This window comes from Paenibacillus sp. MDV22-iso6 (assembly GCF_058408365.1).
This window is the reverse complement of the sequence record NZ_JBZVDZ010000003.1, coordinates 54,455-72,859: the sequence shown is the minus strand read 5'-3', so window position 1 is coordinate 72,859 and position 18,405 is coordinate 54,455. Positions and strand designations below refer to the sequence as shown.

At 46.1% G+C, this 18,405-nt stretch carries 16 protein-coding genes; 6 read left to right on the top strand and 10 right to left on the bottom strand.

The genetic code is table 11. The features are described 5' to 3' along the window. Window positions 1-256 precede the first annotated feature (256 nt). Together AC4PM4_RS09650 and AC4PM4_RS09645 are read right to left on the bottom strand one after the other, a co-directional pair. Entirely contained in the window at window positions 257-1,006 is a 750-nt protein-coding gene (locus tag AC4PM4_RS09650; protein WP_063565881.1) for a Bax inhibitor-1/YccA family protein, read from the bottom strand. A 280-nt stretch (window positions 1,007-1,286) separates the two neighbouring features. Further along, window positions 1,287-1,643 (bottom strand): nucleotide excision repair endonuclease, encoded by a 357-nt coding sequence (locus AC4PM4_RS09645; protein WP_090994431.1) that lies wholly within the window; start codon window positions 1,641-1,643, stop codon window positions 1,287-1,289. A 672-nt stretch (window positions 1,644-2,315) separates the two neighbouring features. Between AC4PM4_RS09645 and pdxR the strand changes: the two genes are divergently transcribed. The 3 genes from pdxR to AC4PM4_RS09630 are packed head-to-tail and all read left to right on the top strand — an operon-like array spanning window position 2,316 to window position 5,154. Further along, on the top strand, window positions 2,316-3,767 hold the full coding sequence (pdxR, locus tag AC4PM4_RS09640) for a MocR-like pyridoxine biosynthesis transcription factor PdxR (protein ID WP_491613468.1): 1,452 nt from the start codon (window positions 2,316-2,318) through the stop codon (window positions 3,765-3,767). An 11-nt stretch (window positions 3,768-3,778) separates the two neighbouring features. Continuing rightward, a complete protein-coding gene (locus AC4PM4_RS09635; RefSeq protein WP_491613467.1) occupies window positions 3,779-4,699 on the top strand; it encodes a D-alanine--D-alanine ligase in 921 nt (306 codons plus the stop codon). Next, complete coding sequence (locus tag AC4PM4_RS09630) at window positions 4,696-5,154, top strand: GNAT family N-acetyltransferase (protein ID WP_063565877.1); 459 nt, start codon at window positions 4,696-4,698, stop codon at window positions 5,152-5,154. The genes AC4PM4_RS09635 and AC4PM4_RS09630 overlap by 4 nt, the downstream gene beginning before the upstream one ends. Window positions 5,155-5,237: 83 nt before the next feature. On the opposite strand, the gene AC4PM4_RS09625 is transcribed toward AC4PM4_RS09630, so the two are convergent. From AC4PM4_RS09625 to AC4PM4_RS09610, 4 genes are all read right to left on the bottom strand, one after another. Further along, a complete protein-coding gene (locus tag AC4PM4_RS09625; protein ID WP_090809262.1) occupies window positions 5,238-6,707 on the bottom strand; it encodes a GNAT family N-acetyltransferase in 1,470 nt (489 codons plus the stop codon). Window positions 6,708-6,952: 245 nt separating this feature from the next. Then, window positions 6,953-8,458, bottom strand: coding sequence for a copper amine oxidase N-terminal domain-containing protein (locus AC4PM4_RS09620; RefSeq protein WP_231952839.1), 1,506 nt, complete (start codon window positions 8,456-8,458; stop codon window positions 6,953-6,955). A gap of 211 nt (window positions 8,459-8,669) precedes the next feature. Further along, window positions 8,670-8,801 carry a hypothetical protein gene (locus AC4PM4_RS09615; RefSeq protein ID WP_256336468.1) on the bottom strand — a complete coding sequence of 44 codons (132 nt, stop codon included), beginning with the start codon at window positions 8,799-8,801 and terminating at the stop codon, window positions 8,670-8,672. A gap of 100 nt (window positions 8,802-8,901) precedes the next feature. Continuing rightward, the gene (locus AC4PM4_RS09610) at window positions 8,902-9,363 is read right to left on the bottom strand and encodes a YfbM family protein (protein WP_218135407.1); all 462 of its coding nucleotides are present in this window, start codon (window positions 9,361-9,363) and stop codon (window positions 8,902-8,904) included. A gap of 122 nt (window positions 9,364-9,485) precedes the next feature. Here AC4PM4_RS09610 and AC4PM4_RS09605 point away from each other — a divergent pair, with 122 nt between their 5' ends. Both AC4PM4_RS09605 and AC4PM4_RS09600 read left to right on the top strand, forming a co-directional pair. Continuing rightward, the gene (locus AC4PM4_RS09605; protein WP_063565875.1) at window positions 9,486-9,962 is read left to right on the top strand and encodes a DUF4385 domain-containing protein; all 477 of its coding nucleotides are present in this window, start codon (window positions 9,486-9,488) and stop codon (window positions 9,960-9,962) included. Between the two features lie 97 nt (window positions 9,963-10,059). Further along, window positions 10,060-11,820 carry a cellulase family glycosylhydrolase gene (locus tag AC4PM4_RS09600; RefSeq protein WP_491613465.1) on the top strand — a complete coding sequence of 587 codons (1,761 nt, stop codon included), beginning with the start codon at window positions 10,060-10,062 and terminating at the stop codon, window positions 11,818-11,820. Between the two features lie 159 nt (window positions 11,821-11,979). Here the strand turns inward: AC4PM4_RS09600 and AC4PM4_RS09595 are convergent, their stop codons facing one another. Next, complete coding sequence (locus tag AC4PM4_RS09595) at window positions 11,980-12,795, bottom strand: SDR family NAD(P)-dependent oxidoreductase (RefSeq protein ID WP_064641617.1); 816 nt, start codon at window positions 12,793-12,795, stop codon at window positions 11,980-11,982. Between the two features lie 192 nt (window positions 12,796-12,987). On the opposite strand from AC4PM4_RS09595, the gene AC4PM4_RS09590 reads away from it, so the two are divergent. Continuing rightward, a complete protein-coding gene (locus tag AC4PM4_RS09590) occupies window positions 12,988-13,647 on the top strand; it encodes a TetR/AcrR family transcriptional regulator (protein ID WP_063565872.1) in 660 nt (219 codons plus the stop codon). A gap of 103 nt (window positions 13,648-13,750) precedes the next feature. Here AC4PM4_RS09590 and AC4PM4_RS09585 read toward each other — a convergent pair whose 3' ends face one another. From AC4PM4_RS09585 to AC4PM4_RS09575, 3 genes are all read right to left on the bottom strand, one after another. Next, window positions 13,751-14,812, bottom strand: coding sequence for an LLM class flavin-dependent oxidoreductase (locus AC4PM4_RS09585; RefSeq protein ID WP_063565871.1), 1,062 nt, complete (start codon window positions 14,810-14,812; stop codon window positions 13,751-13,753). A gap of 174 nt (window positions 14,813-14,986) precedes the next feature. Next, on the bottom strand, window positions 14,987-15,799 hold the full coding sequence (locus AC4PM4_RS09580; protein WP_491613462.1) for a class I SAM-dependent methyltransferase: 813 nt from the start codon (window positions 15,797-15,799) through the stop codon (window positions 14,987-14,989). A gap of 431 nt (window positions 15,800-16,230) precedes the next feature. Then, on the bottom strand, window positions 16,231-18,402 hold the full coding sequence (locus AC4PM4_RS09575; protein ID WP_491613461.1) for a sigma-70 family RNA polymerase sigma factor: 2,172 nt from the start codon (window positions 18,400-18,402) through the stop codon (window positions 16,231-16,233). Window positions 18,403-18,405 lie beyond the last annotated feature (3 nt).

The following is an 18,405-nucleotide window of genomic DNA, read 5'->3' as shown; positions in this document are numbered from 1 at the left end:
TCTGCTTGATCGGTTTGATATGAAATGTACAGGGCAATACAGCCGGTACTATATTAGACTAACGAAAATGATAATCATTATCAATTAAAATATCACATTCTTTTCCATTCAGTCAATCCATATATGGAAGAATGTACACAGTTCGATGTTGAGACTATCGCGTAAAAGGCAAAAAAGCTAACTGCGTGTTTTGGGCACGAGTTAGCTTTTGATGACGAATTTTGCAACATTAAGTTTGTAAAAATTTGAATTGAATTTAATCCCGGCTCCGCAGCTTGCCGAGTAGACGAATAATTTCTAGATACAGCCATACCAGCGTAACCATCAATCCAAATGCACCGTACCACTCCATATATTTCGGAGCACCGTTGTCGGCACCACTTTCAATAAAATCAAAATCAAGTACCAGATTCAGTGCGGCCACAATGACGATGACGACAGAAATGCCGATTCCGATCAGGCTGTTGTCATGCAGATAGGGAACGGTAATCCCGAAAAAACCAAGAACAAAACTGAGGAGATACATAATCATGATGCCTCCGGTTGCTGCCACAACCCCCAGCTTGAAATTCTCCGTAGCTTTGATCAGTCTTGTCTTGTATGCCATCAGCAGAGCAATAAAGACGGCCATGGTCAGCAAAGCAGCTTGCAGCGTAATGCCGTTATACAAGTATTCATACGTAGCCGAGAGTGCTCCGAGGAACATCCCTTCCGCAACGGCATAGATCGGCACAAGATAAGGCGCTGCAACAGGTTTGAATGAAATAATCAATGCGAGGATAAATCCGACAATCGCCCCTCCATATGCAAGAGGAAGTACTTCCTGCCCATTGAAAAACATCATCCAGGATGCAAATGCACTGCCCAGCAGGATTACCAGTGTAATAAACGCCTTGTTTACCGTACCGTTAATCGTCATTCTAGTCTGATATCGATCATCTCCATATCCTCTGGAGTCTTCAAACGTACTATCTTTGAGTGTAGGGTTACCGCTACGTCCGATCAAAACAATCACCTCTTCTATGTATTTGGTTAATCCTGTACTACCATCTCTAGGTTCTACATTGCTGTTTCTACGAACTACATATTAAATTACATATTGAAAAATAAAAATTCTAATGCTTTTAAGCAGACGTGGGATGCAATCCGCAGATCACATCCTTGTCTGTTGACGCAAGCCATAGGCTATATGTCCCAAAACTTTGCGAAAAATACTTTACACTTTATTCAGCACATTCCATCATTTGATTCCAATTCTTATCGCTCTTGGGGCACATTCGAGATACTTATTTGTATAACACTTTATCTACATTGTATTTCGCACGCATCGTGTTGATGATATAGGTCTCGTAAATTTCGCGGTCCACCGGATCTTCAATTACGCACACTTCGATGGTAGTTACTTCCTCGCGGTGTGACTTCATTGGTGATACCGTATCTTCAAAATGTTTCTTGATGCGCGGTCTTAATTTTCGTGCTTTCCCGACAAATAACAACTCATCAGCAGCATTGTAAAACATGAAGATACCGCCTTTTTCCCGTGTAATCAGGTGGAAATCGGTAAATCCATAAATGTGGCTAAGCTGTGGATCAGCCTGCTTCGTGATGATGACATCTGGTGTTGGCACAGTAATATTAATCAATAGGTTCACTTCCTCATTATCTATAGGTTTACATCCTATCATATATTATAAAGGGAAACCATTTCATTAATAAGAAGCAAGATTCAAGCTTTTTTCAACTATTACGACAAATATTTCAAAAAAAAGGTTAACTTCCCTGATTCAAAGTGGTACTATAGGGGTATGAGGAAGAATTTGGGCACTAAGACATATGTCTTTATATCTACTTCCGTCTATTGTACCCTATGATTGATCATCTTTTTCATACTGAATTCTGTTACGTGCGCACGACAAGAGTACAGTTAGCAAGAACCTAGCTTTATAGCTTTACGATTCATCATCTATTCGACCCTTGCAGCAAGCAAACGTAGAAAGATCCTAGATTTACGAAGATAGTATAGAACTGGATTGACCTAGAAAGCCTGCAATTATAGCCGTACGAGAGTAAATAGACACACGTAGAAGGACAGATAGCTATCGATCCTAGAGAGACTAGTCATGCAACGCCAACCTAGAAAGTTATAAGCAGCAGCACTATAAAAGATGGATCACGTTTCACCCCAGCCCGGCATGATGCCAGGGCTTTTTTACGTTTGCGCAAACAACCAACCACCTCCGCAGGGAAACAGAGGTATCGTGGTTCTTTCTGCGGGGGTTATAATATGGCAAGATAGCAAATAAGGGAGTGATGGGATGTATTCCGATCTGCAACTGACGGAGGACCGCCCTGTATATATACAAGTCAAAGATTATATGAAGCGATTGATGCTCAAAGGCGGCCTGCAAGCCAAACAAAAGCTTCCTTCCACCCGCGAACTCAGTACACTCATGAAAGTAAGCCGCAGCACGATTCTGCTGGCCTATGCTGAACTTGAGGAGGAAGGCCTGATTTACGCGATCAAAGGCAAAGGCAATTACGTAAGCTCCACCATTGATGCACCTGAGGCAACATCCGGGTGGCAGCTGGACTGGAACGAACGTGTCAGCGATTATGCAATCCAGGCAGAGCAGTATGATCTGATGAAACATGGCTCTGGCTCAGAGCGTGGTGAGATTTCATTTACCAGCATCGCGCCGGATGAGAAGCTGTTCGACATGCACAATGTCAAAAGAGCCTTTCTCGACCGGATGTCGCTTGAAGGGGAAGTGCTGCTGAATTACGGATATGCACAAGGCTACAGACCTCTTATGAAGTATCTGCTGCGCTATATGGAAAATAAAGGTGTCGACCTATCCGGCAAAGATATTCTGATTACCAACGGATTTACTGAAGGTTTTGATCTGGTACTGGGCGCACTTCGCAAAAAAAGCGGCAGGGCCCTGTGTGAAAACCCGACACATCATACCGCTGTTAAAAATCTGAGACTTCATCAATTCCATCTCACCGGTGTGGATATGGAATCAGATGGTCTGGACCTAAAGCAGTTGGAACGGGAACTTGCAGCCAACCCGTATGATCTGGCCTATCTCGTGCCCTCCTACCACAATCCAACCGGGATCGTCACATCACCTGCCAAACGGACAGAGATCATTCGGTTGATGAACCAGTACCAGGTGCCGATTATTGAAGACGGCTTTAACGAGGAACTGCGCTATTCCGGTTCCCATGTCTCCCCTCTGATTGCTAGTGTGGGCAAAGGGAATGGACTCGTGTATCTGGGCAGCTTCTCCAAGGTATTGTTTCCGGGACTGCGTGTAGGCTGGGTCATTGCGGATGCGGCGCTGATTGATTACCTGGAAAGCATGAAACGGGCGCGCAGCATTCATACCTCGACGCTGGATCAGTCACTGCTCTATCAATATCTAAGCAACGGCAATTTCGAGAAATATTTGAAGCGGGCCCGTACGGAGTACAAGCGAAAATATGAGCTTGTCGTTCGCTGCTTGCGGCAGTATCTGCCGATGTGCCGGGTTTCCGGTGAAGGCGGACTTCACCTGTTCGTACAATTTCCACCAGAATACCGCACGAGGGAGCTGCTGGCGGCTTGCAAGGCAAAAGGCGTTACCTTCATGCCCGGGGATACCTTTTATCTTGAACCAGGCCAGGGACAAAACACGATGCGTTTGGGCTTCTCCCGAGTCAGCGATGAGAACATTCGCAAAGGTATTCGCATCATTGGCGAGACGGTTGCTCAAATGAAATGAGGAGGATTAACATGAAAGTTGGCGTTATTATGGGTGGCACATCTTCGGAGCGGGATGTTTCTCTGCTCACCGGACAGGAGATGATGAACCATCTGGATGGACAGAAGTATGAGGTTATTCCAGTGGAGATCAACAGCAAACGAGATCTCATTGACAAAGCCGCAGGATTGGATGTGGCACTGCTCGCTCTGCACGGCAAATACGGCGAGGATGGTACGATTCAAGGTACGTTGGAGTCGCTGGGTGTTCCTTACACAGGCTGTGGTGTCCTCGCGAGCAGCGTATGCATGGACAAAGATATGTCCAAACGCCTCATCCAGCATGCGGGTGTACCTACTGGCGAGTGGCTTCAGGTAAGCAGTCTGGATGAATTGTCATCAGTCGCTGTGCAGCAGTTAACGTATCCCGTTGTGGTAAAGCCCAATTCAGGCGGTTCCAGTATCGGCACACAAGTGGTGCAGGAACCCTCGGCTCTTCATGCGGCTGTAGAAGCGGCTCTCGTCTGGGACGAAGTCGTCATGATTGAGCAATATATTGAGGGTGAGGAGATTACCTGCGCCGTTCTGGATGGTCAGATGCTTCCTGTTATCTCGATTCGTTCAAATGCCGATTTTTTCGATTACACCTCCAAATATAATGATGGCGGCGCTGAGGAGCAGGTCGTCCATTTGCCTGCGGATTTGCATAAACGTGTAGAAGCTGCGGCATTAACCTGTTACCGGGTGTTAAAATGCAGTGTCTATGCTCGCGTGGACATGATGATTCGGGATGGCATGCCCTATGTGCTTGAGGTGAATACGTTGCCAGGTCTTACTGGAAATAGCCTGCTGCCCAAAAGTGCAGCCGCTGCTGGTATCTCCTTTGCCAGTTTGCTGGATTCCATTATTGATCTCTCGTTAATAGAACGCCAAAAGGAGGCAACTCGATCATGAGTCTGAATGTAACGATTCGTAACAGTTCCTCTGAAGATCTGCAAGATATGGTCATTCTTATGGATCAACTCGGTTACCCAACCACGTATGCCGAGATGAAGGAGCGTTATTCGCACATCGCTGCGGATTCAAACTTTGCAACGTTGGTTGCCGAGGTCCGTGGCCGTGTCGTTGGACTGATTGGCCTCCAAACATCTTATCTATATGAAAAAAACGGAAGACACTGCCGTATTATGGCTCTTATCGTGCATGACCAGTTCAGAAGCTCCGGCATCGGTCGTCAGCTTATTCTGGAAGCAGAACAATGGGCAGCCACTCATGGCGTGGATTCCTTGTCTCTAAACAGCGGCAATCGCCCGGATCGTGAAGCTGCGCATGAATTCTACCAACAGATGGGCTTTACCGCGGGAAGCACCGGCTTTAGCAAAAAGCCGCAGGCTTTGCAGCATAGCTGACTGTTTACAAAGTAACATCAAAAAAACGCCCATTTCCGACACAAAGGTCGGAAACGGGCGTTCTCTATTTCGCTATAAGTAAATTATCTTTTGGCCTTCATGGATTCATACGCAGCAAGTAACTCCTCTACAGCCACGCCATTAATCTTCATTCCTGCCACCTGACACTGTTCCAACTGTACGCCGGATAGATTACAGTCATTGAAATGACTGCCCTTGAGGTCACAATGCTCCCAACGCATGGGTGCTCTGTCTGCGCCGAGGTGTGTATCCTGAAAATGAACACCATCCAAAGCACAGAATTCAACCTTGCTATCTGTTAAACGCAAATCGGCCAATAATATGTTGGTCATATTCAGATTGGTGAATTTGCCCCCACTCAGGTTGCAATCGGTCATCCGGATATCCCGAAGATTGCTGGTGCTGAAGCGAAGTGAATCCAGATCAGCTTGGTAAAATTCAGTAACCGTCTCATCCTTAACATTGGATATTTCCTCGGATGGGAGCTGGATCACAGGCTCTATTGTTATGATTTTCTCATATCCATATTCATCTTCAGACGCATAGAGACAGATATAACCCATTTTCTCATAAAAATGATGATTATCCCGCTGTCTTCCCGACGTCTCCAGCTTCCATATCCCAATCTCCGGGAATTCGGCCTCAACAAGCCTGATGACCTGAGATCCTATACCCCGACCATGACAAACGGGATCAATAAAGATTTTATCCAGTCTCGCATGCCTGCTTCCCAATACATTGACACTGACTCCACCAATGGTACATCCATCCCATTCTATAACGTAATAGTCCCATTCACGGATCACGTAACTGTGCATACGAACAGACGAATAGCCTGGTGGACAAAGGTTGCTGTCCGGAACTGTGTCTCCTTTAGCCCAGACCCTGATCGCATGATCAAAGGCTCTGGTGCATATCTCCGTGAGCACTTCAGCATCCTCATGGCGTGCACGACGAAGCTGAACTAGAGATTGCAGCCCCAGTGAAGATGCTGGTGCCGGTTGTACTTTATGTCGCTCAAAATAATCGTAGTCTGCCTGATCCGAAAGTTTTCTGCGAGAGACATAACGAAATCCAGCATGCTCAAGCACCTTGCGTGAAGGCTGGTTAAACGGCTTTACAATACCCACAATTCGATCCAATAGAGTATGTTCAAATAAGTATGTCGTTAAGGCATTCACTGCTTCTGTGATATACCCTTTATTCCGATAATCCCGTGAAATGGCGTAAGCCACTTCACGATCATCACTATCCAGCATGTCATTGGGAAACACACCACACCAGCCAATGATTTGCTGATCTTTGTTGTGTACAACAGCCAGCATGACCCGTACATCTTTCGGATCGAACTGCTCGTAACTGCCAACAACAAATTGCAGAAAACCATGCAGCTGTTCCTCTGTCATCCTCCATTCGGGAAGAATATCCGTGATTTCCGGTTGTCGGGTTAATGCGTACAGCGCGTACTGGTCTTCCAGCGTTAGTGGACGTAATGTAATCGAACTGGATTGGATGATTAATTGACTTTTCATATATAACACCTCTGGGGATTTATTTGGGATGGCACGACAAAAAGGAGCACCTCCAATAGAGACACTCCCCGATTCGTTTCATCATTTCAGAAACGCCGAAGCTCCTCGTAATGGGTCAAAAAGGACACACGTATCCCGTTAATGGTCTAACGGAATTTTTTCATTGTGTTCTTTCATGATCATTACGAGAAATCTGGCATACTCTGAAATCCCCTCTCAACCTAAGACTCACATACAAATCTTACTTATGGCCGGTCGATGAAAATCCAGCCTGTTTCTTTTTCCTTATCTACAGATGCTCCAAGAGATTCGGCCATAAAGCGCAGCGGGACGTAAGTTTTGCCATTTTTGCCCACATAAGCAGGTTCGACCATTGTTACTTCCTTGCCTGCAACGGTGGCCTTCTTGGAACCCACAGTCAGGACAATCTCATCGCCGGTGATATCGTCAATAACGACGATTTTATCCGACCCTTTGGTCCATTTCACTTCAGCATCCAATTCCTCGGACAGATAACGAAGAGGAACAAATGTTGTATTTTTAACAGTGACTGCGCCATAGGTTTCGTCGTCCGGATACAACATGACATATTTACGGGTGATTCCCGCTTCATCTTTCAACAGCTGATACACAAGTGAATTGGAATCAAAATTGCGCAACATCTGACCTGGAGTGATATCTCCCTGCATCAGATCAATTGCACCAGCCGTTTTGTCCACGGCATCCACAGTTACTGGTCCACCAATATTCCACAGTTCACTGTCACCATATACGGATACCGATTTGATCGGCAGATCTTCAGAAGCAGGCAACGCTACTTTGAAATCATAATTCTGTTTACGGATATTCAGTGCGCTGTCCAGATAAAAGTCCAATTTGAGATTGGTCTCAGTTCCGAACACCGTCTTCAATTCAGGTGTTTCGGTCAACAAGTTGGCTAGTTCCTTGTCGTAATTGGCAAGAATCTCGTCAAGACCGCCCTTAATCATTTCATACAATGAAGCAACTTCGGCATCCCGTGATTCGCTAATCGTAGAAGGAAGGGCACTGCCGTCGCCAATATCAACCGTGTTGAATGTAACGAGGATAGGGTAGAACACATCATACAGATCTCCAATCAGATCCTTGAGTCCTTGCTCATCCTGAGCAACACTTGTCAGAAACGGTTTAACCATGGCAAGAAGCTCTTCTCCACTGATCTCCACATGCAGCTTGGAGAGGCTCAGCGATTCACCGTTAACCGATTCCTGTACCGGCGTTACGGAAATATTTTTCGGGTTGGACAAATGCTTCAGCGCAAAGGTCAGCAATTTCGGGGAAAGCTCCTCGATCTGCTTCTCCAACGCCTTCGTATCTAGCATAGGAAGTGTGTCATCCTCCAAAGATATGTATAGAGGCTTTTGCGCTCCGTCTACATCAATGACCATTTCCGATTTATCCATCGACAGATGGAAAGGTAATTTCTTTCCTTGCATACTCAGTGTACCTTTGACAGACGCCGTGTTGGAGTCCTTCACTTTGGCATCTTCAATATCCAATGAAACGGAATTAATGAGTTCAATCATTTGAAGCGCATCCTCATCGACGAGGTTTGCTGTAGGTTCAATTTTTATATGCATCGACTGTTTGGATTCACCGGACTTGACGGTTGTGCTGTTGACAACGGCTTTGCTAATATCTACGCCACCTACGGCCTGACATCCCGTAAGCGTAACCATCATCAAAACGAGTGGTACGGCAATCCACTTCAATAGCTTGTGATTTTTGATACGATCTCCTCCTTAGGAAAAATGTGGTTCACTCCTATTATGAGGGTTATAGGTAATTGTTGTAAACCGGATCGGTAAATAAATACCAAAAAAAGGCCGAACGATGGTCCGACCTCGGGTATGACGTATATTTAAAATTTGGTGTAATTGGCTTCAACAACACTATGCCTAGTCCAATCATAAACAGTTCAGTTTATTCTTTTTCCGTATCCTCTGCCTCAGTGTCCTCATCGGATTCTTTACCATCGGTACGTGCAGGGGTTTCAAATTGATCCGGTTCGTCGTCTTGAATGGCTTTGTTCTCTTCATTCTGGTCTTGTGTCATATCGTATTCCCTCTCTTCTACCGGATTTTAGGCAACAATCTGTGCCTTGTTTCTATCAATAACCGGAATAATGAAAAATTAAACAGACAGAGGTGGGAACTTAGAAAATATAAAAGACAATTCCGTTCCCACTTGCAGCCGTTGCCTGATATAAAGCCTGAACATCATTTAGTGTCTGAACGATCTCCTGGAATGTCTCCTCTGCGTCCCAATCCTCCATGACAGGATACACGCCCTCAGCTACCATTTGTTCCAGGCTAAACCGTTTCTTCAATTCTTCAGGTGTCAGTTGTTCTAACGCCATGTACGCCTCGAGCACCTGTTCATTGTTCAGCAGGAACAGATCCATGTCTGAATAGTTGCCCAGATATTGTTCGCCTGCCAAAGGGACCACATATCCCAGAGGAGGCTGCCCCTCTACCACTTCACCAGTCAACGTAAACTGAAGCATCTGCCACATTTTATCGATATCCAGCTCGACCGAACAATCATGAACACTGACTTCACCTGACTTAATGGATGCAATTAATTCATTGGTGACAACAAGATATCTGCCGGACATGCCCATACCCTTATCCCTCCTATGTATGTACTTCCCTTCTTTCCCATTAACCGTGCATGTTGTACAAGAATCGGGGTAAAGAGGTGGAAAGGAACAATAATCTTCAAGGAGGAGCGGAATCCATGAAAAAGTTTGATTACAGCCTCAATTACGAGGAGCTTGATCTGCGCAAGCAGCCTGAACTGTATACCGTTGGCCGGGGAGAGCAAGGAGTATTAATGGTGGAGCCCTACAAAAGCGAAATTCTACCGCACTGGCGGTTCAAAACACCTGAAATTGCGAAAGAATCCTCGCAAAAGATCTACGAACTATTTTTGGAGTATAAGAAAAAGGATGACTTTGTCGGTATGGATATGGCACGCAAGTTTCTGCAAATGGGCTATACGCGGGCAAGGCGGTATACGAATCATAAAGGCGGACGCAAATACTCGAAGGAGGACGGCTCCATCCTGCCTTATCAGAATGATAAGGTGAAGGCTGAATCAGCAGCCATTTTCAAAGCACAATGGGAGATCGCCAAAACGGATCCGGATTATGTGAAAATGAAGCAGGAGCACCGGGAAAAGTACGAGTCGGAGAACGCGCAGAAGCATGGGTGAAAATACATGATTTATGCAGACGTTCATTTTGATATAATGCAATACATCAAGCTTCACACACGAGATTAACGATGTATACCCATCCAAAGGAGCCCTCATGAACCCACCTAGCCACCATTTCATCCTGACGCTTGTTTGCATGACCCTGTGTCTGTTTATTCTGCTTCCTTTGCCTGCCTCTGCAGCCAAGTCTGAACTTGCCAGACAACATGAAATGACAGCCTTTGGCCCGCTACAAAGCGATGTTGACGGGATGCAGCCGGGATGGAACCTGGGAAATTCTCTGGATACGGTCGGACCTGATGAAACGTATTGGGGCAACCCGCGAGTTACCCGGGAACTGATACAGCAGATCGCTGCTCAGGGATACCGAAGTATTCGTATTCCCGTAACATGGGATGGGCATATTGGGGACGCACCAGACTACACTGTTGATCCAGCCTACATGGCTCGTGTTCAGGAGATTGTCCAATGGGCGCTGGATGCCAACCTCTATGTCGTCGTGAACGTTCACCATGATTCCTATCTCTGGATCAGCCAACTGGAGAATAACCACGATCAGGTGCTTTCCCGTTATAAAGCAGTATGGACTCAGATTGCCAAGCAGTTTAAAGATGAACCGCGTAAGCTGATGTTCGAGAGTGTTAACGAACCGCGCTTTAACCGCGGAGCAACAAATGCCGGAGATATGGGCTCGGGCAGCAATATTGATGAGGCACGGCAGTTGGAGCTTTTGCATGAATTGAACACTGCATTTGTTAAGTTGGTACGGCAAACAGGTGGAAATAACAGCGAGCGCCCGTTGGTCCTGCCTACGCTGGAAGGTTCACCAACACAGGTGAGACTCGACAGTTTGCGGCAGACAATAGTGGGGCTGAAGGATCACAATCTGATTGCTACGGTGCATTATTACGGATATTGGCCGTTCAGCGTCAACATTGCAGGGCATACCACCTTCGATACGGATACGAAAAATGATGCGGCCAGCACGTTCAATAATGTTTACAACACGCTAGTTGTTCAAGGTATTCCGGTTATTCTTGGTGAATATGGCCTGCTCGGTTTTGACAAACATACGGATGTCATTGAACAGGGAGAGAAGCTGAAATATTTTGAATTCATCGGTCATCAGTTAAAAGAAAAAAAGATCACGTCCATGTTATGGGACAACGGTCAGCATCTGAATCGACAAACATTCCAGTGGGCTGACCCGGATTTATTTCAGATGATCCAAGCTTCCTGGACAGGACGTTCTGCCGTAGGAGAAAGCGATCTGCTCTATTTCAGACAAGGTTCGCCTGTGGGAGACAGACCATTGACGATCAAGTTAAACGGAAACAAGCTGGTTGCCCTGTATGCGGGTGAGGAGATGCTGAAAGCTGGCACGGATTATTCGTTCAGTGGCAACACGTTAACCGTCAAATCCACTGCGTTATCCCGGATGATCAGCTCAACTCAGAAGCTTGGGAACAATGGGATACTCACAGCGAAGTTCAATCAGGGCGCAAAATGGAAATGGAATGTGATTGTGTCCACGGAGCCCGAGTTGGGCGACGCAACAGGTATAGTAGACTCCTTCTCCATTCCCACCCAGTTTCAAGGTGATCAGCTTGCCACGATGGAGGCTGTGTATACATCCGGTGAGAACACAGCGCCACAGGACTGGACACCGTTCAAAGAGTTTTTGACCACATTTGCTCCTTCTTATGAAACGAATGAAATTAAGCTACAGCCCGATTGGCTCAAAGAACTGCACGCTGGACAGATCGAGCTGACATTTCACTTCTGGAGTGGTGAGCTCATTCGCTACACTCTGATTAAGAACGGAAATCAGGTGACTGGCGAGGTACGAAATTGAGCCTGTTCGCGGGTTAGGATTGTACGACCCGTTGATTGCAATGGGCTCTGCTGGATGCAGCAGCGTGACCTACACTGTATTGAAGATTGTTCAAATAGAGACGCTGCCAGTGGGGTATTTCAGCTGGCAGCGTCTTTGAGTTTGGTAGGTTTGGTATGGTTAAGCCTGTGCCTTTTGCGGCTTGCCACTCTTCGAACGGGGCCGAAGCATACCCCCTACGATCCTCAGCATTTGTCTGCGCGGCATAAGGCGGGCGAACTGGGCCGTCCAATAATTGGAGGCACCTGGCACAGCATACGGCTTGCCTGACTCCAACGCCCTCATCGCCACTTCCACAACATGCTCAGGCGTATCCCGTTTGCCTACCGAGGCCTCTTCGGCTCCTACTACGTCAAAGAATGAGGTATCGGTTGAGCCAGGGCATAGAGCCAAAAACTTAACGCCTCGTTTCCGGTTCTCTTCATACAACGCCTCTGTAAAAGAAAGAACGAAAGATTTCGTAGCCCCATATACAGCCATGTATGGATCAGGTTGAAAAGCAGCTGTTGAAGAAACATTGATGACGGTACCGTTCCGTTTTTGCAGCATACCTGGCAGGAAAAGATGGGTCATGTTCATGACTGCGAGTACATTCAGCATAATCTCTTCCTGCTGCCGTGCACCATCCACCTGCTCAAACATTCCATGCGTGGCAAATCCCGCATTGTTGATTAATACATTAACCTGTATGCCCCGATTCATACATTCCTCATAAACGTGTTGTGGTGCATCCGCCTGGGATAAATCCGCTACAATCACTTCCGTCTTCACTTGATAGGTTCGCTCAATCCGTTCTGCCAATTGACGCAATTTGGACTCCGATCGGGCCACCAAGACCACATGTTTTCCTTTTGACGCCATCTCCAATGCAAAAGTCTGCCCAATTCCTGAAGAAGCCCCTGTAATGAGTACCCATTGATTTTGAACCTGCTTCATATCTCATCCACCTTTTCAGAACACTCGTTTTTTATTGGAAACACTGTTTCCTAATGAAATCATCGTACTCTCTTGTCTTCGTACTGTCAACTTCTTTTGATCATTTGACGATTTCCAGCGTAAAACAGTAGAATGACGATAAGAAACACGGTTACCGTTAAACAACAATATGGATGTATGAGGATGAGATAGATGAAAGATCACAATTCGGGTTCCAAAGAATCCGCTCACACGGTCACTACCTTTCAGGAAGCCAGACTCCAGCACTCCGAAAACCTGCGCCAAAATATTGTGCATGCCGCCGCATCCTTGCTGCAAGAGCACGGCCCCGAAGCCGTTACAGTTCGGCGCGTGGCAGAACGAATGGAGTGCTCCACCAAAATCATATATAACCTCTTCGGCAAGAAAGAAGGGTTAGCTAAATATCTATATATGGAGGGGTGCTCTCTCCTATCCCAATCGTTTGAATCCGTGCCACAGCAAGCATCATTCGAGAATTATTTTCGCGATCTCGCTTATGCCTACTGGGATTTCGGAATTACACAATCCAGCTTCTATCAGCTGATGTTTGGCGGTTCTTTTGCAGAATTCAAACCAGATGCAGAGAGTCTGCAAGGAACAGCAACTGCACTCAAACAAATTACGTCCCTGGTTGCGGTCTCAATTGAGCAGGGAATGCTTAAGGAGAACGATCTCTTGCTTGCAGTTCGTATGATCTGGGCCCCTCTGCATGGCGTCATCCACCTGTACCTGGGAGGCCATATTGAGAGTGAAGAGGCCGCGAAACGGCTATATGATCATACGTTGTCCATGGTTATTCTTTCTCTTGTTGGAGTATCCTCCAAGGGCTAAGCCATGAATGGATAAGGAAACGAAAGAAGGAGCAGGCACTTCATCGCTCGGATGAAGGACCTGCTCCTTTTTATCATTATATATAAGGGATTACTATCGCTAATTAACGTGCGGTTTCGTTTTCAGCTTCCCAACGCGAGATTTCAGCACGGACTTTGGGAGCCACTTCTTTGCCGAGCAGTTCAATAGCTCTCATTACCTCCTCATGCGGCATCGTGCCGAGGGGAGTGTGTAACATGAAGCGTGTAATACCAACTTCTTTACGTAGATAGATAATCTTTTGAGCAACGGTATCCACATCACCGACATACAGCGCGCCTTCCAAACTACGTGCCGCGTCAAAGGTTGCACGGCTATAGTGTCCCCAGCCGCGTTCACGGCCCAACATATTCATTACTGCCTGAGCTGGAGGGAAGAATTTCTCCACAGCTTCATCTGTTGTATCCGCAATGAAGCCATGAGAGTGAGAAGCAACGGTCAGTTTGGAAGCGTCGTGACCTGCATGTGCAGCTGCTTTTTTGTACAACTCCACCAGTGGTGCGAATTGAACAGGACGACCACCAATAATGGCGAGAACAAGCGGTAATCCAAGCAGACCCGCGCGGACAACCGATTCCTGGTTACCGCCACTCCCGATCCATACAGGCAGCTTCTCTTGTACCGGACGCGGGTAGATACCTAGATTATTAAAGGAAGGGCGGTGTTTGCCTTCCCAGGTTACTTTTTCCGAATCACGCAGCTTTAAGAGGAGCTCCAATTTTTCATCAAATAATTCATCATAATCATTCAGATCATACCCGAACAATGGGAATGATTCGATGAATGATCCCCGCCCTGCCATAATCTCCGCACGCCCATTCGAAATACCGTCCAGCGTTGCAAAATCCTGAAATACCCGTACCGGATCAGCCGAAGATAGCACTGTTACAGCGCTGGTTAGGCGAATGCGTTTGGTCTGTGAAGCTGCGGCGGCCAAAATGATAGCGGGTGATGAAGCGGCATAGTCGGCACGGTGATGTTCTCCCACGCCGTATACATCCAGCCCCACCTGATCTGCCAAAACGATCTCTTCAACGACGTCGCGAATACGCTGCGCATGACTTATAAGTTCTCCTGTTTTTATATCTGGGTTCGTCTCCACAAATGTACTGATTCCGATTTCCATTGTCTATTCCTCCCTGGTATGAAGCGATCCGTCGTTCATCTAACCTATTGTAAGTAGATCACCTTTTGTTATTTATCTTGATATTGAACTATTTTGAGGAAAAATACAAGTGCCCCCTGTTTTCCAGAGGGCACTTTCGTGACATATTCTTCTCAAAATCCAATGATTTAATGATTATTTCTTTTTCCCAATGTACAGGAGATGAGACGAGATTCCCAGTATTGACGGGTCTTTGGCCGCCTCAATCATATACTGGATCAACTCATCGTATTCTCCGCGTTCTTTCCAGTATTGCTGCTGCTCTTCTGTGAGCATGGCTCTCAGACTGGACGATCCAATCAGGTCTACCGTTTCGAATCCGTGCTGCTCCATAAACGGGTTAATATCCTGAATGTTGAAATAGTACGCCCCTGTAAACCGTCCTTGATCCATATGATCGAATGTTCCCTTTTCCACAAAAGAACGGATAGCTTCCATGTGGTCATGTGGTTTCCATTGCTGCGGGGATTGCAAAGAGGTAATGCCCATTCGCATACGACTCTGCATCGCTACAAACACAGTTCCCCCACGCTTGGTGACCCGATGCAGCTCCCTTACCGCAGCCACTCGCTCTTCTTCCGTCTGCAAATGATACAATGGCCCAAGCATCAGAGAGGCATCATACGTCTCATCTGCAATGCCGTTCAGATGGGTCGCATCCAATACATGGAAACTGTCAAACTGCTGTGTCAAATCCAATTCCTTTGCCTTCTGCTGAGCCATATCCACAGATGCAGGGGTCAGGTCTGACAGCGTGACATGGTATCCGAGCCTGGCAAGCTCCATCGCATATTTGCCTGGTCCGGCGCCATTGTCCAGCACAAGTCCGGTTGCCGGAAGTGACTCTCGGATATAATGCATGTTAATGATGAACTCCAGCGGTTCCCGATCCAACCTTCCCCACTCGTCAAATCTGGAATAATACTCAATCACACGTGATCTTTCCATGATTCTGCACCTGCCTTTTCTCAACATTAAGGCCATATAAAAAAACAAAAACCTGCCGCCTCAACTAAGAGGCGACAGGTCTGACCTTCGCGGTACCACTCTTCTTGATCCATGAACAGGATTGGAAACATCATGCTCCAACCTATCCTGCCATAACATCTCAGGACCTGATGACGGAGGTTAACCGTCAGGATCTACATGAAGTCAGCTTATAGCATCATTTTCAACATCCAGCCCTTTCGTGTGCTGAACAATGACGATATTCACGTAACTACGGTTCGATTCTGCTGCTCACAGGTGAGTTGGGGAAAGGTTGGACTGCCTTGCACCGAAGCGACAGTTCTCTGGACCAAACCTTGTGCCTTAATACTCCTGATCATTGCGTTTGACTGTTAAATTTTATCCAGTATATTACTTCTAAATATTTCCTGTCAATTCTTATTTTCCAGTTGCACAGCTACTTCACGTTCCGGTTCTTCTGTGCTGTACATCCAGGGATATACGATTGCTGTATCCGACGTGTAATTATTATATCGATCAATACCCAGGTTTTTTCCGTCACCGGCAAATTGAGTTTTGGCAGGAGTACCATAACTTCGTTTGCCCTTCTGGATCGTATAGGTCTGATTAATTCCACCAAAATGTAGATCATCACTATATCTCTCCACGTACAAATCACCGTCTTTACGGTAATATGTCCAATGGATTATAGAACCGCCCAGATTTGAATCAAGGTACTGTGGTTTCTCCCCAATCTCGGATAACGTAATCGGCTCAAATTCACCCTGAAAATAGTTGACTTTATGGCGAGCGTACAAGGTCATTGGTGTATCTTGGTTGATTTCTAGACCAGAGGTCACTTCGAAGCGCAGTTCCGCTTCATGTGCCGGATCGTCCGACGGCCATACCCCTCCAATTAACTGGCTGCCATTTACATCAAGTGTGTATTGCAAATATGGTAATTGCATGAAATATTCGCTATGAGTAACGATCAGCCTGATTTGGGTGGGTGTAATTATGGCTTCCTTGATGACTGCTCCATCCGACTGCTGATCCAGAGGTATATTTAGCACTCTTTTACTCGTACCACTAAGCATCTCTGTTTTATCCAGACGTATACCAATATCCAGTGATTGCTCCATTTTGCCTTCTTCTTTACTGTAAGCCAGTACATAACTTGCTGCTTGTTGCTTCAACTTCTCCAAGTTATAGAACTGTTCCGATATATATTCACCATGTTCTCCCGGCTTTCCATATATGCCCGCTGCATTCCCTTCCAAAATCTGTCCTTTCTGATCGTATATCTTTACATACGGAAAGGCATAGTCACGAACCTCCGGTTGATCAAAGGTTAATGATGTAGACAACATCATCTTATCTTCCTTTTCATTGAATGCGCTCACTACAAGTTCACCCAAACCATCCTTATTGATATTGAACACCTGTGATTGTTGCTGAAAAGGATTTAGGGTAATTTCCTTTTCTTCCGGAACTAATATTTGGATTCCACCTACAGTGAAGTCGACATTCGCTTCTTTTCCTGATGGTGTCCACTCCGTCTCAAAGTACCCTTTAAACTTTCCATCGGTCTGATCAGGAACATGGTAGTATCTTCCCTCGATTAGCTTACCACTCTCATCCCGCAGGCCAATAGAAGGGAATTGTAATGTATCACCTCCGTACTTACCAGGGTCCAATGTATACAAAATAACCGTGCGATTATCATCGGAAAAGGCTGTATCCAGTGTTAAAGTCACACCGTTGACCGTTACGGACTGATTCAGTTTCTGTCCAAGATCCTTTTGCATGGCATTCTGGATACCACTACGGTCATTTAAAATTTCACCCCAGTTATAATGGACTGCTGCATATACTGGCGTCGCCATGAGAATAACTGCAGCGGTTCCTATCAGTGCAGTCTTTTTCCATTTGATCTGTTGCGGCAGATGTTCTTTATTCTCTGATACATGAAGCTCTGGGCAACGCTCCTGATCCTGTTGAATCTGATTCCACATGGCATCGAAATCGGGATAGCGAATATCTGCATTATTTTTCAGATGACGAGACAACGATTTTCCGTATGCTTCACTATACATTTCCCCTTTCTGATGTTGCTTTCTGGCTTGATCCCATTTTTTCCTAAGCAATCGAATTCCCTTATATACTCTGGACTTCACCGTTCCCAGTGGCACTTCCAGAATCTCTGCAGTTTCGGATAAACTTAATTCGTTCATATAACGCAGCAGAATCGCTGAACGTATCTTTTCAGGTAGCTCATGAACCCATTGTGCCCAGACCTCGGACTCCTCCACATGTTCGATCAACGTATCAACCGGATCAGCAGTTCGTTGAGGGGTGAGAATAAACTGCCTTTTCTCCCGCTGCTTGGCTGTGCGTTCCCTCTTCAGAAAGTTAAGACAATGATTCACCGTAATTCTCATCAGCCATGTCTTCATGTATTCAACCTTCTGCCAATCCTGACGAAATACCGTAATAAAAACATCGTGGCATACATCTTCGGCATCCTGAGCATGATGGAGCATGTAATAACAAGTTCGGTACACATCCTTGTTGTATATCTCAAACAATTCCTTTTCGTTCAAAAG

Excerpts from the sequence above, each read along its gene's own strand:
- pdxR (WP_491613468.1), top strand. The coding sequence starts at position 2,316 with ATGTATTCCGATCTGCAACTGACGGAGGACCGCCCTGTATATATACAA.
- AC4PM4_RS09635 (WP_491613467.1), top strand. The coding sequence starts at position 3,779 with ATGAAAGTTGGCGTTATTATGGGTGGCACATCTTCGGAGCGGGATGTT.
- AC4PM4_RS09630 (WP_063565877.1), top strand. The coding sequence starts at position 4,696 with ATGAGTCTGAATGTAACGATTCGTAACAGTTCCTCTGAAGATCTGCAA.
- AC4PM4_RS09625 (WP_090809262.1), bottom strand. The coding sequence starts at position 6,707 with ATGAAAAGTCAATTAATCATCCAATCCAGTTCGATTACATTACGTCCA.
- AC4PM4_RS09615 (WP_256336468.1), bottom strand. The coding sequence starts at position 8,801 with ATGACACAAGACCAGAATGAAGAGAACAAAGCCATTCAAGACGACGAA.
- AC4PM4_RS09610 (WP_218135407.1), bottom strand. The coding sequence starts at position 9,363 with ATGTCCGGCAGATATCTTGTTGTCACCAATGAATTAATTGCATCCATT.
- AC4PM4_RS09605 (WP_063565875.1), top strand. The coding sequence starts at position 9,486 with ATGAAAAAGTTTGATTACAGCCTCAATTACGAGGAGCTTGATCTGCGC.
- AC4PM4_RS09600 (WP_491613465.1), top strand. The coding sequence starts at position 10,060 with ATGAACCCACCTAGCCACCATTTCATCCTGACGCTTGTTTGCATGACC.
- AC4PM4_RS09595 (WP_064641617.1), bottom strand. The coding sequence starts at position 12,795 with ATGAAGCAGGTTCAAAATCAATGGGTACTCATTACAGGGGCTTCTTCA.
- AC4PM4_RS09590 (WP_063565872.1), top strand. The coding sequence starts at position 12,988 with ATGAAAGATCACAATTCGGGTTCCAAAGAATCCGCTCACACGGTCACT.
- AC4PM4_RS09585 (WP_063565871.1), bottom strand. The coding sequence starts at position 14,812 with ATGGAAATCGGAATCAGTACATTTGTGGAGACGAACCCAGATATAAAA.
- AC4PM4_RS09580 (WP_491613462.1), bottom strand. The coding sequence starts at position 15,799 with ATGGAAAGATCACGTGTGATTGAGTATTATTCCAGATTTGACGAGTGG.